We start from the raw sequence: 13,544 nt of genomic DNA, 5'->3' as shown, positions 1-13,544 counted from the left end.
AAATTTTGGGATAAATTATCAATTATAAATTTTTTTGGAGACGGTTATGGAGAAGTTTAACGTTGTTTTTATGGGAACACCCGATTTTGCTGTTCCTTCCCTTAAAGGATTACTTGATAGTGATATGTTCAACGTTTCTCTGGTCGTTACTCAACCAGATAAACCGGCGGGAAGGGGGAGGAGGTTAAAGGCACCACCTGTCAAGGTTATTGCAGAAAGTCATGGAATTCCGGTTGTTCAGCCTTTGAAAGTTAAGGGAAATGAAGAATTGATGGATCGTTTAAAAGCAATCTCACCGGATTTTATAGTCGTTGCCGCTTACGGAAAGATTCTTCCTTCAGAACTTCTTGAGATACCGAAAATTGCACCTGTGAACGTTCACGCTTCCCTGCTTCCAAGGTATAGAGGTGCTTCTCCTATTCAGTCTGCTCTCTTAAATGGTGATGCGAAAACAGGCGTAACTATTATGAAGATAACAGAAAAACTTGATTCAGGTGATATCTACATTCAGGAAGAGACTTCCATTTCTCTTGACGATACTGCCCAGACGCTCCACGACAGGCTTGCAAAAATTGGTGGCAGGTTGCTTGTTAAGGCTCTTCCTCTCATTGCTTCTGGTAAGTTAAAACCGGTACCGCAAGATGATAGTAAGGCTACCTACTGCACTCAGATTAAAAAGGAAGATGGCCGAATTGACTGGCGGGATGATGTTGAGAATATATTTAATAAAGTAAGGGCTTTTACGCCGTGGCCTTCTGCTTTTACACACTTTAAAGGGAAACTTCTTAAGATTACGAAAGCCTTACCTGTTGAAGGTCATGGTGAACCTGGTGTTGTGATGGATGTTGATAGAGAAGGGTTTTATGTGGGGACCGGTAAAGGTGTTTTAAAGGTTTTAAAGGTGAAGCCTGAAGGAAAGAGAGAGATGAATGCCGATGACTTTGTCAGAGGTTACAGGTTGAAAACGGGAGATCGTTTGGGGGAGGGGAGATGATTAATACTCACAAAAAGATCAACAAGCATCTGTGTGGTGAACCCGTAAAAGTTGCTGAAAACATGGCAGAGGTTGTTCTTGAAGTTACTGAAGAGATGGCGGCAGACGAGAAGGGCCTTGTCCACGGTGGTTTTATTTTTGGTCTTGCCGATTATGCTGCGATGCTTGCCGTTAACCACCCCAATGTTGTTTTAGGTGCTGCCTCTGTTAGATTTTTGAAGCCTGTTAAGGTTGGGGATAGATTAAGGGCCGTTGCCTCTGTTGTTGAATCAAGGGGCAAAAAGTATAAAGTGATAGTTAAGGTTAAGAAAGGGGAGGATGTCGTTTTTGATGGAGAGTTTGTGGCAATAGTGCCTGAAAAGCACGTTCTGGAAAGGTAAATGAAGGTAACTGAAGAGATTTTTAAAAAGGCGGAGAAGGAAGGGAGTGCCAGAGAGTTCCTTTTTGCCCTTTTGAAAGAGATGAAAGGTGGGAATCTCTCCAGAAGGGATTTTAAGACGTTAAACCATGAAGAGATAATTTTAAGAATTGTCAAAGAGAACAACCTTGAGCCCTACTTTTCCCTTTCAGGAAGCAAAAACATCTATAATGCTTTAAGGAAGGCTTTTCGTTCTTACTTTAGAGCAAAGGTTGAGAAGGAGTGGACGCATAAGATAGAAAATTGGCGTAAAGAGCTTGAAGTCCTCCTTTCTAAAGCCATTGCTGATTACCTTGTTGAAGCAGGTTCTGTTTCCAGAGTCAGGCAGCTTGTAACATTGGGATGGATTGTTCCACCCTATGCTGTAAGAGCTTATAGAGGTGGAAGACCTTTTGATTCTTTCAAAGATTTTCTTAAAGAACATTATTTGAGGGAGCGGTTTAACAGCTATAAAAATCTTGGTTTTCTTACTTTCCGTTATCACATTTTAGAGGAGATTTTGCAGACTTTCTTTTCCGGCTTCTTGGAGCTTTCTATTTACGGTCTCTTTGTTCAGATAGAAGGAGTTGTGTGGGAAATATTTGTTAAGAATAATCCATTGGAGTCAGATATAGAGTCTCTAATAAGAAAGAGGAACAGAAAGTTTATAACGATACAATATGCTTTAAAGCTTATAACAGAAAACCTTACGGGCGATGGAAGGGTTCCACAAGTATTTGACTGGGTTAAGTTTGTTGATTTTGAAGATGACGGAAGGTTGAACCGGAACGCTGTTATGCATGGAATTTCTGTAAAATTTGGTTCTAAAGAGAATTTTCTCAGGCTTTTTCTCCTCTTTGATTTTCTTATATATATAGGTTCTCGCCTTCAGAATGGTTGTTGCACAAAATAAGTGCAGTTTGTTTCTCTAAATGTCTAAAAACGAGTCATCTTTTTCAAACATCTAAGGTACAGATAATCTCCTGCTTATCTTTTGTTCCCTCTGCTTCCTGGCATAGAGATTGCTTTTTTCTTTACGAAAGGTCAGAATATGCCTGGAGGACAGCATGAAAAAGATTGAGGCCATCATAAAGCCTTTTAAGATCGAAGCTGTAAAGGATGCTCTTATGGCTATTGGAGTGAAAGGTATGACCGTTGAAGAGGTAAGGGGTTTTGGTAAGCAGAAGGGACACGCTGAGCTTTATAGAGGTGCCGAGTATGTTATTGACTTTATTCCTAAGGTGAGAATCACTGTAGTTGTTCCGGATACGCTTGTTGAGAAGGTTGTGGAAGTAATAGTTGAGTCTGCAAGAACGGGGCGAATTGGTGACGGAAAGGTCTTTGTTATTCCTGTTGAAGACGCAATTAGAGTCAGGACGGGTGAAAGGGGAGAAACCGTCTTACAATAAACTTCTGGTTGGGAGGTAGGAAAATGGCGACAGCCGAACTGTTTCAGAATGTGAATGCCCTTTCGGGGCTGGTGGAAAACCTGAAGCACTTTTCCGATGCTTCAGACGTTTTCTACCTTGTCGTAATGGGTGCCCTGGTGTTTATTATGCAGTGGGGCTTCGCAATGCTTGAGGGAGGACAGGCCAGGACTAAAAACGTTAACAACGTTATGATGAAGAACATCCTCGACTTTATGGTCGGTGGTCCTCTCTGGCTCTTTGTCGGTTACTGTATCGCTACCTACGGATTGGGATTTAGTGACTGGGCTGCATGGTACAAACATGTGTTTGATGCTGCAGCAAGTTCTTCTCACAATGGTCTTGTGATGGCTGAGTGGTTCTTCGGGCTTGTATTTTGTGCCACCACTGCGACAATTATTTCAGGTGGAGTGGCAGAAAGGATAAACTTCCTTGCTTATGTTTTTCTTTCAGTAATCGTTACCGGACTTCTCTACCCTATCTGGGTTCATCTTGGCCCCTGGGGTGCCAATATAATTCCTTACCATGACTATGCAGGAAGCCTGAACGTTCACGCTCTTGGAGGTGCGATAGGACTCGGTGCCATAATTGCCCTTGGACCAAGGATTGGAAGGTTCAAGATTAAAGATGGAAAAAGAATACCGGTTCCAATTCCCGGTCACGATGTTCCGATGGCAATTTTTGGTGCTTTCTGTCTCGCCTTTGGATGGTACGGATTTAACGTTGGTAGTTCCATCTTTTTGAAAGATGTTTCGGGTCTTGTTGCTGTAACAACAACAATGGCTATGTGTGCAGGTGCTATATCTGCTATGGTCGTTTCTCACTTTGATCCTCTTGCAACAGCTAACGGTTTCCTTGCAGGACTTGTTGCTATCTGCGCTGGAACTAATGTTGTAAGTCCTTTTGGAGCTCTTGTCATAGGACTTGTTGCAGGTGCTCAGGTGCCTATAGTTTTCTCTCTTATTGAAAAACTCGGAATTGATGATTCTTGCGGTATATTCCCTGTTCACTTTGGGGGCGGTGCAACAGGTGCTATACTTGCAGGTGTATTTGGTATGAAAGCTTTTGGTGGTCTCGGAGGCGTTAATCTTGGATGGCAAATAGTTGCAGTAGTTCTTTGTCTGGTTTACGGCGTGGTTGTAGGATACATTGCTGCTAAGATTGCAGGGTTCTTTGCAGGTGGACTCAGGGTTCCTGTTGAGTGGGAGCAGGAAGGTCTTGACATTACAGAACACCACTTAAGAGCTTACCATTTTGAAGATCCGGTACCTGCAACAGCTTATGAAAAGGCAAAAAAGGAGGGTAAAATTGTTGCATAAGAGTGCCAGCAGGTAAGCCGCTTACGACTTACCGCTGGCTTTTTCTGTCCGGCATCGGTGCCGCTGCCACGGCACCGATGCCCCTTACCTTGAAGCGCGAAGGGCATATGAATTTTACTACATTTTGCAGGATTTTAAAACTTTTGTAGGAGGTAAGGGTATGAAGACAGGAAAAGCCAGTCTGTTAAAAGGTGCGCTGCTGGCACTGGTACTTTCAACGCCTGCGTTTGCAGGTAACGGTATCAATCATGGTGATACCGCGTGGTTGCTCATTGCTACTGCTCTTGTTGTAATGATGACCCCGGCTGGCCTTGCAATGTTTTACGCCGGTATGGCAAGGGTCAAAAACGTTCTTAACACAATTGGTATGAGCTACATAGCTTATGCTGTTGCAAGTGTTGTGTGGGTTGTTATAGGTTACTCTCTCGCTTTTGGTAAGGATATTGGTGGATTTATAGGCGGTTTAAACCATCTCTTCCTTTCCGGTATTGGTGTTAACGATGTTTCTGGAACGATTCCCGCACTTCTTTTTGTGTCTTTCCAGATGGCATTTGCCGGTATTGCGGTGGCCATTGTTAGTGGTTCTGTAATTGAAAGAATGAAGTTTTCTTCCTGGGCAATCTTTTCAGCTCTCTGGATAATTTTTGTTTATGCACCTATTGCCCATTGGGTGTGGGGTGACGGTGGTTGGCTTTTGAAAATGGATGCCCTTGATTTTGCAGGTGGTGCTGTAATTCACATCAATGCAGGTATTTCAGGTCTTGTTCTGGCTTACCTTGTAGGTAAGAGAAAAGGTTACGGAAAAACGGCGATGTTCCCTTCAAGTATTGCTCTTACAGCTCTTGGTGTAGGTCTTCTCTGGTTCGGCTGGTTCGGATTTAACGGTGGTTCAGCGCTTGCTGCAAATCAGTCAGCAGCTCTTGCTCTTATTACAACAAATACAGCTGCCGCTATGGGTGCTATCACATGGATGATTATTGAGTGGATGAGAGACGGTCATCCTACAGTTCTTGGTATTGTTTCTGGTGTTGTTGCAGGACTTGTAGGTATTACACCGGCGGCAGGTTTTGTAGGTATCATTGGAGCCCTGATTATTGGTATTACGTCAGCAATTGTTGGTTATTTTGGCGTTGCGATTCTCAAACCAAAACTTGGATATGATGATTCACTTGATGCTTTTGGGGTTCATGGTCTCTGTGGAATGTGGGGAGCTATTGCTACTGGACTTTTTGCCAATCCTTCAATGAGCGGGAAAGCAGGTCTTTTCTTTGGTAATCCTCATCAGGTAGTTGTTCAGCTTATTTCTGTTATTGCTGTTACTCTTTATGCTGGTATCGTTACGTTTATTATCGGTTCTGTTGTTAAGGCCATCACCGGTGGACTCAGAGTTGATGATGAGCAGGAGTACGATGGACTTGATAAGTCTATCCACGGTGAGAGAGCGTTTGAGCTTGAATAAATATAAAGGGGGCTTAAAGCCCCCTTTTTTATTTGTTTTCTTCGTCTTTCATCAGTTTGTATTTTATGGCGTCTATAAGTGCCAGCCAGGATGCTTCTATGATGTTAGGTGAGACGCCAACAGTTCCCCACTTATCTTTTCCATCCGTTGATTCTATGAGGACACGGGGAGATGCTTCTGTTCCAGCAGTTTCGTTAAGGATTCTAACTTTGTAGTCTGTGAGTTTTACCTCTTTTAAGTTTGGATAGAACTTTTCAAGAGCTTTTCTCAGAGCCTTGTCTAATGCTTCAACTGGACCTCTTCCGTCTGCAGCCGTATGTTCAACTCTCTCTTTAAGTCCTTTTTCTTTGGCGATTTCTTCAGGAATTTCAACCTTTATCGTTGCCTCTGCGTAGGCCTCTTCACTTTCAGACCGTTTTTCAGTTAGGACTCTGAATCCTTTAAGTTCAAAATATTTCTTTGTCTGTCCAAGAGCTTCTTTGAGGAGGATTTCAAATGAGGCTTCAGCTCCTTCAAACTGGTATCCTTGAGACTCAAGGTATTTTATCTTTTCAAGAACCTTTTTAACGGCTGGTGAATCTTTTGAAAGCTCTATGCCGAGCTCTTTTGCCTTGTTTATAATGTTGCTCCTTCCGGAAAGTTCAGATACCATTATCTGTCGTTTGTTACCGACGAGTTCAGGATTGATGTGTTCGTAAGTTCTTGGATTTTTCTCAACGGCTGATACGTGAACACCGGCTTTATGTGCAAAAGCGCTGTCTCCCACGAATGGTAGATTTTCAGGATGGGGTCTGTTCGAAAGCTCTGAAACAAGGCGTGATACAGAGTAGAGTTTTTTGAGATTTTCTCTGCTTATGGCTTCTATTCCCATTTTAAGAACCAGGTTTGGGATGATAGAGCAGAGATTTGCGTTTCCTGTTCTTTCACCGAGACCGTTTATCGTTCCTTGAACCTGTATGGCGCCCTTTCTAACAGCTATCAGTGAGTTAACCACCGCCATGTCTGAATCGTTGTGGGCGTGAATTCCAAGAGGTGCATTGATTTCTTTTTTTACCTTTTCTATTATTTCTTCTGTTTCGTACCAGAGTGTTCCGCCGTTTGTGTCTGCAAGGACAATACAGTCGGCACCGGCTTCTTCTGCTGCTTTTAATGCTTTTAGTGAGTATTCGGGATTGTCTTTGAATCCGTCAAAAAAGTGTTCTGCGTCAAAGAAGACCTCATCTGTATATTTTTTTAGATAGGATATCGTGTCAAAGATAAGTTCTAAGTTTTCTTCAAGAGGTATCCTTAATGCTTCTTTAACGTGTAAATCCCAGCTTTTTCCAAATACTGTTATTGCCGGGGTTTCAGCTTCTATGAGTGTTTGTATATTTTTGTCGTCTTCTATCTTAATTTTTGCTCTTTTTGTTGATGAAAATGCGACGATTTTGGCGTTCTTAAGTTTTATTTTTTTTACCTCTTCAAAATATGCCATGTCTTTTGGATTTGAACCAGGCCAGCCCCCCTCTATGTAATGAATGCCTAAATCGTCAAGTGCCATTGTTATTCTTAGTTTGTCTTCTAAAGAGAACGAGACACCTTTTCCCTGTGCGCCGTCTCTTAAAGTTGTATCGTAGATATAGACCATCTTTTTACCCCTTGCGGAAAATATTTAACGGCGGCTTCTAAGCCGCCAGGGTGGTGATATTTAATATTATTTAAATGAAAGTTATTTATCAAGGTGGAATGCTTCGTGGAGGACTCTTACGGCAAGTTCTGTGAATTTCTCTTCTATGATACAGGATATTTTGATCTCTGATGTTGATATCATTAAGATGTTTATACCGTACTTGGCAAGCGTATCGAAAACCTTTCCCGCTACACCTGCGTGGTTTCTCATACCCAGTCCAACAATAGATACCTTTGCTATCCTGTCGTCTGTTATTACTCCTCTCGCGTTAATTTCTTTTGCGACGGCTTCTGTTATCTTTTCTGCCTTTGATAGGTCGTTTTTATCAACCGTGAAAGATATGTCGGTGTATCCGTCAACAGAAACGTTTTGAACTATCATATCAACTGGAATGTTAGCTTCTGCAAGGGCTTCAAATAGCTTGGCAGCGATTCCTGGCCTGTCAGGAACCCTTTCTACGGTTATTCTTGCCTCGTTTTTATTGTGAGCTATGCCTCTTACAACGACCTTTTCCATCTCTTCATCTTCCTCCTTTATGAGCGTTCCTTCGTCGGTTGTAAATGTGCAGCGGACTCTAAGCGGAACTTTATACTTCATTGCAAATTCTACAGACCTTATTTGAAGAACCTTTGCACCAAGAGAGGCAAGTTCTAACATCTCTTCGTAAGATATTTCATCTATCTTTTGGGCATTTTCGACGATTCTTGGGTCTGCTGTGTAAACGCCGTCAACATCTGTGTAAATGTCGCACCTGTCAGCGTTAAGCGCTGCGGCTATAGCAACAGCAGATGTGTCTGAACCACCTCTTCCAAGTGTTGTTATCTCTCCTGTTTCTGTTATTCCCTGAAATCCCGTTATAACAACAATTTTTCCGTTTTTTAGATGTTCTTTTATCCTTTCGACATTTATGTCAAGAATTCTTGCTTTTGTGAATGCGGTGTCTGTTTTTATTCCTGCCTGCCATCCTGTTAGAGAAACAGCATGGTATCCAAGACTGTTTAATGTGATTGACAGAAGTCCTGCAGATACCTGTTCGCCTGTTGCGACGACAAAATCCATGTCTCTTTCGTTTGGTTCTGGTGTTATCTCTTTTACAAGCTTTATCAGCCTGTCGGTTTCTCCTGCCATTGCTGAGACAACCACAACAACATCGTTGCCTTTAGCTTTTTCTTCTATCACTCTCGAAGCCACGTGTTTTATCCTCTCTATGTTTCCCATTGATGTTCCGCCGAATTTCTGGACTACCAGCACTTAATGAACCTCCATGTAGGTTTCGTGAAAATTAACCTTTATGATACAAAATTTCTATCTAAATTTTTAGCGATGCAGGTAGATTTACCATTAAATTAGGTTAAAATAGTCTTTTCAATAGAAGGCATGTTTGTGGAGGTGTGATATAAAGGTTAATAGAGAGCTTTTAGAGAAGATAAATTTTGATAAGGGAAACGGTCTTGTTCCAGTTGTTGTTCAGGATGCCAAAACGAAGGATGTTTTGATGGTTGCTTATGCTAATAGGAAAGCTGTTGAGGAAACGCTTAAAACAGGTTTTGCCCATTACTTTTCCCGAAGTAGAAATGAGTTGTGGATGAAGGGGAAAACTTCAGGACACGTTCAAAAGGTTAAGAGTGTTCTGATTGATTGCGATGAGGATACGCTCCTTTACATTGTTGAACAGACGGGTGTAGCCTGCCATACAGGAAACTGGAGTTGTTTTTACAGAACGCTTGCAGAGGGAGATGAGAGATGAGATTTTGCGAGGTTTTTGAAAAGCTTTATGAGATTATTGAAGAAAGAAAGAGAACGCTCCCGGAAGGTTCTTATACAGCTTCTCTGTTTAAGAAAGGGGAGGATAGAATTCTTCAAAAGGTAGGTGAAGAGGCGATAGAGGCCATACTTGCGTTTAAATCGGGTAGCAGGAAAGAGATAGTTTATGAAACCTCAGATTTACTCTATCACCTTTTCGTAGCTATGGTTGAAAAGGGTGTAACACTTGATGATGTGGCTGTTGAGCTTGAGAGAAGAATGAAGTAGAGAGGCTGTTATGGCGTCATTTAGAAGAGTCGTTGAATTTTTAAAAACAGTAGTTCCCGAAGGAATGCAGGATTCCTGGGATAACAGCGGTATTCAGATAGGTTTTGAGAAAGAGGTAAACAGGATACTTTTTGCACTATCTATCAGCGATTCTGTTGTTAAAGAGGCAGTGGAAAAAAAGGTGGATATGATTATTACTCATCATCCGGTTACAATTTCCCCTGTTAAATTTATTGATGAAAGCAGTGTTCCAGAAAAGTTTTACCTCACTCTAATAAAAGAAGGTATCCCTGTTTATTCGATGCATACCAATCTTGATGTTTCTCCTTTCGGCCCAACGGCTATTATTGCAGAGAAAATGGGGCTTAAGAATACAATGCCCCTTGTTGTTCAACAGGGTGTACCCCCTTACGGTCTTGTGGGTGAGATTGAGCCAATACCTCAAAAGGAATTGGTGAAGAGGTTATGTAATTTCCTTCCCCTTGATGTTCGTAGGGTTATCAATTATGAGCCGGAAAAGGTTGTCAGGAAAGTTTCTGTCTGCTCCGGAAGTGGCGGTTCTCTTATTGAGAATGCCGCAGCTGTGAGTGAGTTTTATGTTACAGGTGATGTGAAGTATCACGATGCTGAACTTGCAGTTATGTTAGGACTTACCGTTTTTGATGCGGGTCATTTTGGAACGGAAAAGCTTTTTAGTGAAAAAATTATTAAAGCCTTGAAAGAACGATTTCCCGAAATAACTTTCCTCGATGCTGAATCTGAAAAATCGCCGTTTGAGGTGTCCGATGAACGTATCTACCGTTCTTGATAAGCTTTTAGAACTTCAGAATGTTGAAATTGAAATTCTAAGAGAAAGGAATCATTTAAGTCAGTTAAAGAAAAGAAAAAGAGATCTGTTAAAGAAGCAGGAAGAGTTTAGAAAAAGACTTTTTTTGTTAGAAGACAGAATTAACAGAGTCAGGGCAGAGATAGAGGATTTAAAGAATTTTGTCCTTTACAAGCAGGATAGATTAAAGGGGCTTCAAAAACAGAGGGAACATGCTACAAGCAGGAAGAGTTTTAAAGAGATTCTCAGACAGATAGCCAAGACTGAAGATGAGATAATAAGGGCGAATTCGGAACTTGCCAGATTGCAGGTAGAGCTTGATGAGCTTGTTGAAGAGTCAAAGACGGAAAGGAAATTTTTGAAAGAGGCTATTGAAAAGACGGAAGGAGAGTTAAAGGAAACAGAGAGAAGTATTAAAGAGCAGAAAGAGCGGATTTCAGAACTTGAGAATAAGGCTCTTTCTATTAGAGAAACGTTGCCCGATGATGTATGCAGAGAGTATGAAAACCTTAAGGAAAAATACAACGGCCTTGTCTTTTCTGATATATCTTCTGGTGCCTGTGAAGGGTGTGGTATGGCCTATTCATCTGCAGAATTTGCCTCTCTTTTAAGAGAGCTTGAACCCGGAAGGACAAGGTGTCCCTATTGTGGAAGGTTTGTAATAAAGCTTAGGTAATTATTTGCACAGTCCGCACGCTTTGCACCCTTTAAAGCAAACAGGTGAAGGTTCACCTGTGTATATTTTTTGATACTCTTTCCATAGATAGTTTCTCTTTATTCCGCTGTCGACGATTTCCCAGGGGAAGAGTTCGTCCTTTTCTCGTTCTCTCGTGTAAAGGTTGTCAATTTTCAGGTTTAACTCTTTAAGCGCTCTTTTAAAGTTAAGGCTATTCTTTACCGTATTTATTGCTGCTATTCCGATTCTGTCATCGCCCCGAGAAATTACTGCCTGAATAATAGCGTTTCTTGTGTTTTCAAACGTGAATTCAACGTTAGGTATCTTTTTGATCAGTTTTCCTAAGTTTCGTATCTTTTTGTCTATCTGGCTTTTAAGTGGCATTCCAAACCACTGCATTGGCGTAAATGGTTTGGGTATTACGGGGTTTACGCTTAAACTTATCTTTCCTGTTCTTTTCCGTTCTTTCCAGAATTCCATGGCTATCTTTCTGAATTCTGATGTCATTGAGGCTATTGCTTCTATGTCCTCTTCTGTTTCATTTGGAATTCCTATAAGAAAGTAAAGTTTGAGATTTTCAACTCCGTTTTCAAAGAGTTTCCTGCAGAATTTGAAAAATTCCCGGTCTGTCACTTTTTTATTCAGTGCCATTCGCTTTTCTTCTCTTCCAGCTTCTGGCGCAATGGTTACCGTTTTCTGCCGTGATTCTTTTACTATCTTTAACACGTAATCTAAAGTTGAAGAGACTCTCAGGGACGAAAAGGAGGCCTTCATGTTGTATTTTTTTAGGATAGCATAGAGTTTTTCCATTTCTGAGTAATCGGTTACAGCTGTTCCTATCAGTCCAACTCTGTTCGTTATTCTTGATGCTGCAATGATTTCTTTTTCTACGAGTTCTATCTCTTTTTCTCTATATGGAAGTCCCATTGCCTGGGCAACACAGAAGCGACACTTTTCAGGACAGCCTCTGCTTAACTCTATGAGAACCATGTTTTTGAAGGCGGTTTCTTCTGTTATGAAGCAGGAGCATGAGAGGCGTTTTGAATACTCTTTTGACCGGAATATCTTTTTGACGGCGCCTTTAAAGTCCTCTACCCGGTCATTTTTGTACTTGAAAGAGTAGTTTTGAGAAACGATGATGTTGTCAAACTCAGACATGATTCCAATTAATTGTTTTTTATTTTTTTTGCCTGCAAGTTTTCTGAATATATTTTCTATTCTCTCTTCTGCTTCGCCTAAGTATATTATGTCAAATAGTGGCAGGAAGGGAGCGGGATTGTAGAAAACGCCTATACCACCAGCAAAGATTAAGGGTGCTTCTTCTCTTTTTTCTCTGTCCGGTTCTATTTTCCAGTTTGTAAGTGTTTTTATTACGTCAAATAGATGTTCCTCGTATGTTATTGAGAATGCTAAAATGTCAAACTCTTTAAAAGGTTTGTCAAGAAAAAAACTGGTCCTGTGAGAGCCAAATCCAATATCACATGAGATACCGTCGATAGCGTTGAGGTTGGAATAGATGTTGGAAAGGGCAAGGCTTGAAAATCCTGAAAAAGCATCGCCCGGATAGATAAGACAAACCTGCAGGTCTGTCTTTTTGACCTGCAGGTGATTACATAAAGCGTTTAACTCAATCACTCTTCGTCTTTAAGTTGTTCTAAAAGACTTGCTATGTCAATGTTTAAATCTATGATTTCTTCTTCAGGTTCTCTTTTACTTCCAAATGATGTGGAAGTGGTTGCTGCCGTGAATCCTGGTGGGAATGTAGGCCTTCCTTTTTCATCAAATCCGGTTGCTATTACAGTAACCTGTATAGAATCTTCAAGGGATTCATCGAGGGTTACACCAAAGTAGAAGTTTGTATCATCCCTCTTTGCTCTCTCTTTAATAAGTCCTGCAGCAGCGTAAGCTTCGTCAAGTGTAAGATCTGTTCCACCTGTTATGTTTACAAGAATTCTGCTTGCTCCTTCAACTTGAACGTTTTCAAGAAGCGGGTTATCAATTGCCTTTCTTGCAGCTGTAAGTGCTCTGTCTTCTCCACTTGCTTCACCTGTTCCCATCAACGCGTAACCACCGCTGTGCATTACAGCTTTTACGTCTGCAAAGTCAAGGTTTATGAGTCCAGGTCTTGTTATGACTTCTGTTATGCCTTTAACAGCTTGGTAGAGAACGTTGTCTGCAAGTTTAAATGCGTTAAGTATGCTCATATCTTTTGGTGCAACTGTTAAAAGTTTTTGGTTAGGAACAACCATAAGTGTATCAACAAACTCCTTCAGTCTTCTTATGCCCTGCTCTGCGTATTCGTGGCGTTTTCTTCCTTCAAAGTCGAAAGGTCTTGTCACTACGCCAACAGTGAGGATGCCCATGTCTTTTGCTATTTTTGCAACTATTGGCGCTGCACCTGTTCCTGTTCCACCGCCCATTCCTGCGGTGATAAACACCATATCTGCACCTTCAAGGACCTCTCTTATTTTTGGTTCGTCTTCAAGTGCCGCCTGCTCGCCGATTTCAGGCTTTCCACCGGCGCCTAACCCTTTTGTTAACTTCTCACCTATTTGAACTTTTATAGGTATTGGTGATTTTGAAAGAACCTGGGCATCTGTATTAACAACGACGAAATCAACGCCTTCTATACCGTTCTCAAACATTCGTGATACGGCGTTGCCACCACCGCCTCCCACACCTATTACCTTTATAACTGGTCCTAAGAAGCTTTCTTCTGCTATGTCAAACATCTAAAACCTCCACT

At 41.4% G+C, this 13,544-nt stretch carries 14 protein-coding genes; 10 read left to right on the top strand and 4 right to left on the bottom strand.

Going from position 1 to position 13,544, the window contains the following annotated elements:
* Positions 1 to 46: 46 nt before the first annotated feature.
* From fmt to H153_RS0105185, 6 genes are all read left to right on the top strand, one after another.
* A complete protein-coding gene (gene fmt, locus H153_RS0105210; RefSeq protein WP_027720034.1) occupies positions 47 to 994 on the top strand; it encodes a methionyl-tRNA formyltransferase in 948 nt (315 codons plus the stop codon).
* Positions 991 to 1,374 (top strand): hotdog domain-containing protein, encoded by a 384-nt coding sequence (locus H153_RS0105205; protein WP_022847087.1) that lies wholly within the window; start codon positions 991 to 993, stop codon positions 1,372 to 1,374. Before fmt ends, H153_RS0105205 begins: the two co-directional genes overlap by 4 nt.
* Positions 1,375 to 2,304: a hypothetical protein gene (locus H153_RS0105200; RefSeq protein ID WP_022847086.1), complete on the top strand. Its 930-nt coding sequence runs from the start codon at positions 1,375 to 1,377 to the stop codon at positions 2,302 to 2,304.
* Positions 2,305 to 2,458: 154 nt separating this feature from the next.
* A complete protein-coding gene (locus H153_RS0105195) occupies positions 2,459 to 2,800 on the top strand; it encodes a P-II family nitrogen regulator (RefSeq protein ID WP_022847085.1) in 342 nt (113 codons plus the stop codon).
* A 23-nt stretch (positions 2,801 to 2,823) separates the two neighbouring features.
* Positions 2,824 to 4,137, top strand: coding sequence for an ammonium transporter (locus tag H153_RS09375; protein ID WP_022847084.1), 1,314 nt, complete (start codon positions 2,824 to 2,826; stop codon positions 4,135 to 4,137).
* A 160-nt stretch (positions 4,138 to 4,297) separates the two neighbouring features.
* Positions 4,298 to 5,596: an ammonium transporter gene (locus tag H153_RS0105185; RefSeq protein ID WP_022847083.1), complete on the top strand. Its 1,299-nt coding sequence runs from the start codon at positions 4,298 to 4,300 to the stop codon at positions 5,594 to 5,596.
* Between the two features lie 28 nt (positions 5,597 to 5,624).
* On the opposite strand, the gene cimA is transcribed toward H153_RS0105185, so the two are convergent.
* Positions 5,625 to 7,223: a citramalate synthase gene (cimA, locus tag H153_RS0105180; RefSeq protein WP_022847082.1), complete on the bottom strand. Its 1,599-nt coding sequence runs from the start codon at positions 7,221 to 7,223 to the stop codon at positions 5,625 to 5,627.
* Positions 7,224 to 7,304: 81 nt separating this feature from the next.
* Positions 7,305 to 8,516, bottom strand: coding sequence for an aspartate kinase (locus tag H153_RS0105175; RefSeq protein ID WP_022847081.1), 1,212 nt, complete (start codon positions 8,514 to 8,516; stop codon positions 7,305 to 7,307).
* Between the two features lie 130 nt (positions 8,517 to 8,646).
* Between H153_RS0105175 and hisI the strand changes: the two genes are divergently transcribed.
* From hisI to H153_RS0105155, 4 genes are read left to right on the top strand one after another with little or no spacing between them, the layout of a single operon-like run.
* The gene (hisI, locus tag H153_RS0105170; protein ID WP_231378250.1) at positions 8,647 to 9,012 is read left to right on the top strand and encodes a phosphoribosyl-AMP cyclohydrolase; all 366 of its coding nucleotides are present in this window, start codon (positions 8,647 to 8,649) and stop codon (positions 9,010 to 9,012) included.
* Positions 9,009 to 9,296, top strand: a complete 288-nt coding sequence (hisE, locus tag H153_RS0105165) for a phosphoribosyl-ATP diphosphatase (RefSeq protein ID WP_027720032.1) — start codon at positions 9,009 to 9,011, stop codon at positions 9,294 to 9,296. Before hisI ends, hisE begins: the two co-directional genes overlap by 4 nt.
* A gap of 10 nt (positions 9,297 to 9,306) precedes the next feature.
* Positions 9,307 to 10,104 carry a Nif3-like dinuclear metal center hexameric protein gene (locus H153_RS0105160; protein ID WP_022847080.1) on the top strand — a complete coding sequence of 266 codons (798 nt, stop codon included), beginning with the start codon at positions 9,307 to 9,309 and terminating at the stop codon, positions 10,102 to 10,104.
* Complete coding sequence (locus H153_RS0105155) at positions 10,082 to 10,798, top strand: hypothetical protein (RefSeq protein WP_022847079.1); 717 nt, start codon at positions 10,082 to 10,084, stop codon at positions 10,796 to 10,798. The genes H153_RS0105160 and H153_RS0105155 overlap by 23 nt, the downstream gene beginning before the upstream one ends.
* Here the strand turns inward: H153_RS0105155 and H153_RS0105150 are convergent, their stop codons facing one another.
* A complete protein-coding gene (locus H153_RS0105150) occupies positions 10,799 to 12,433 on the bottom strand; it encodes a radical SAM protein (RefSeq protein ID WP_022847078.1) in 1,635 nt (544 codons plus the stop codon).
* On the bottom strand, positions 12,430 to 13,530 hold the full coding sequence (ftsZ, locus tag H153_RS0105145) for a cell division protein FtsZ (protein WP_022847077.1): 1,101 nt from the start codon (positions 13,528 to 13,530) through the stop codon (positions 12,430 to 12,432). The genes H153_RS0105150 and ftsZ overlap by 4 nt, the downstream gene beginning before the upstream one ends.
* Positions 13,531 to 13,544: the final 14 nt, after the last annotated feature.

Origin of the sequence: Desulfurobacterium sp. TC5-1 (assembly GCF_000421485.1) — a bacterium.
In the GTDB taxonomy this organism is placed as follows: Bacteria; Aquificota; Aquificia; order Desulfurobacteriales; family Desulfurobacteriaceae; genus Desulfurobacterium_A.
The sequence above is the reverse complement of the archived record's forward strand: the minus strand, read 5'-3'. Positions and strand labels throughout refer to the sequence as shown.